The 2,551-nt window shown below is 70.3% G+C and carries 1 protein-coding gene; it reads left to right on the plus strand.

Annotated features, from left to right (window positions below):
- Positions 1-310: 310 nt before the first annotated feature.
- Complete coding sequence (locus ACQRUO_RS35780) at positions 311-2,410, plus strand: alpha-galactosidase (RefSeq protein ID WP_428320341.1); 2,100 nt, start codon at positions 311-313, stop codon at positions 2,408-2,410.
- Positions 2,411-2,551: the final 141 nt, after the last annotated feature.

Here is a 2,551-nt window from a genome sequence, read left to right on the forward strand (position 1 = left end):
TTGTTGTTTTGATCCTACACCACCACCAAACAGTAGGCTGCGGAGAGAGTACCCCCTTTTGTTTGCCGTCGCCGTACTCGCCGCAGGCAAAGACACAGAAACACTCACCCTCCAACAAACTCACGCAGGAAGTCTTCTGCCATGTCGCATGTGCCATTACACTCCCACGCACGGGCAGCGGCGACATCCCAGTTCGACAGCTGCCGTCCACCCGGCGGGCACCCCACCAGCCCGTGTTGCTTTCTGTTCGGCCGCGCTCGACCCCCACCCGTGCACCCCCACTCCCCACCCCCACCCCGGAGCCGCATCCATGCGTGCAACACGCCGCAGCGCCTCGCGCCTGCCCAGCCTCCTGTTGACCATCGCCCTGGCCACCCCCGGCCTCGGCGCCGTGGCGGTCACCACCGCGCCGCCGGCCGCCGCGCTCGGCAACGGCAACGCGCTCACCCCACCGATGGGCTGGAACTCCTGGAACTCGCTCGGCACCCAGGTCAACGAGCAGCAGGTCAAGCAGACCATCGACTTCATGTCGGCCAACGGCCTGGTGCAGGCCGGCTACAACACCGTCACCATCGACGACGGCTGGTCGGTGCCCTACCGCAGCGGCCAGAGCGGCCCGTTCGTGAAGACCTCCGACGGCGCCATGCAGCTGTACGACACCAACGGCAACCCGGTCTCCGGCACCGACGGCACCGGCAACGACCCGACCTCGGGCCATCTGACGCCCGACCCGAACCACTTCCCGTCCCAGACGGTCAACGGCCAGACCATGAACGGCATCCAGTACCTGGCCTGGTACGCGCACAGCAAGGGCATGAAGTTCGGCCTCTACGCCACCGACACCTACACCACCTGCCAGGGCCACCCGGGCAGCCTGGGCCACGAGAGCACCGACGCCACCGACTTCGTCGCCTGGGGCGTCGACTTCGTCAAGTACGACGACTGCCCCTACGGCCCGACCATCTACGGGCCGGACGGCTACGCCTACTACCCGCAGGGCGAGGGCAAGGAGCTCACCGAGTCCATCTACGCCCGCACCCAGACCTTCCAGCGCGCCCTCGACGCCGCCACCAGCGCCGCGGGCAGGCCGAAGGTCACCCTCAGCCTCTCCGCGCAGCCCGCCCACACCGGCATCCCCTCCCTGGAGAACGCCAACGACCCGGCCCGCACCGACCCGCTGGTGGTGGCCGCCGGCACCCCGGCGCACCAGGCCCCCGGCTACGCGCCCACCGGCGTCTGGTGCGGCCAGGTCGCCAACATGTGCCGGATCGGCGGCGACCGCGACAGCGACCTGAGCGGCGTGCTCTACAACGGGCAGCTGCAGACCGCGCTGCAGTACGCGGGCAACGTGCACCCGGGCAGCTGGAACGACATGGACATGATGTTCACCGGCTGGCAGGACGTGAACGGCGTCTGGGGCGTCACCGACACCTACCCGGGCAACAAGCCGTTCACCGACGACGAGTCCCGCACCGAGCTGTCCGTCCTGTCCATGATGGCCGCCCCGCTGATCTCCGGCGCCGACCTGCGCAACGCCGCCGACGCCCAGCACACCTACAACAGCTACACCTGGTCCACCGGCATCCCCACCTCGGCACTCGCGATCATGAAGAACCCCGACGTGATCGCCATCGACCAGGACTCACTCGCCAAGCCGGCCGCCCTGGTCGGCGGCCCGCCCGCCTCCCCCACCGCGCCGGTCGTCCTCAAGCGCACCCTCGCCAACGGTGACCTGGCCGTCGCGCTGATCAACCAGGACCCGAACAACTGGGCCATGCCGAGCGTGACGTTCAGCCAGCTCGGCCTGACCGGCTCCAGCTACTCCTACCGGGAGATCTGGAGCGGCGCCACCGGCACCACCACCGGGACCCTCGGCGGCAACTGGATCCCCGCGCACGGCACCGCGCTCTACCGGATCAGCGGGGCCGGCACCACCAGCGGCGGTGGCGGCAGCACCCCGGCGGGCATCGTCGGCGACGGCAAGTACCACGCGATCAGCGCGGGCGGCACCGGCGGCCAGGCCCTGGAGGTCCAGGGCGGCTGCTCCGCCAACACCGGCGGGAACTCCGACATCAACGCCTACCAGAGCGGCAACCCGGCCCAGCAGTGGCTCTTCTCGCCGAACGCCGACGGCACGGTGACGATCAGCGACGACTGCTACACCGCCACCCAGAACCACACCGTCCTCGCGGGCGGCGCCGGGGTCGGCACCGCGTACCTGCTCAACCCCAGCCCGAACAACCCCTGGCAGGAGTGGAAGGTCACCCAGAACAGCTCCGGCGCCCTCACCATCACCAACGTGGGCAACGGGCTGGCGCTGGACGTCGCCGGCGCCACCGCCGGCGCCAACGGGATGACCAACCCGCCCAACTCCGGTGCGGCGGGGCAGTCCTGGAGCCTGCTCTCCTGAACACGGCGCACTGACCGCTGAACACGGCGCACTGACCACCGGGATCGGGGGGGGGGGGGGGGGGGTTTATTCCTTTTTTCCCTTTCCTCCCCCCCCCCCCCCCCCCCCCCCCCCCCCCCCCCCCCCCCCCCCCCCCCCCCC

Origin of the sequence: Kitasatospora sp. LaBMicrA B282 (assembly GCF_050325825.1) — a bacterium.
Classification (GTDB): domain Bacteria; phylum Actinomycetota; class Actinomycetes; order Streptomycetales; family Streptomycetaceae; genus Kitasatospora.

Excerpts from the sequence above, each read along its gene's own strand:
- ACQRUO_RS35780 (WP_428320341.1), top strand. The coding sequence starts at position 311 with ATGCGTGCAACACGCCGCAGCGCCTCGCGCCTGCCCAGCCTCCTGTTG.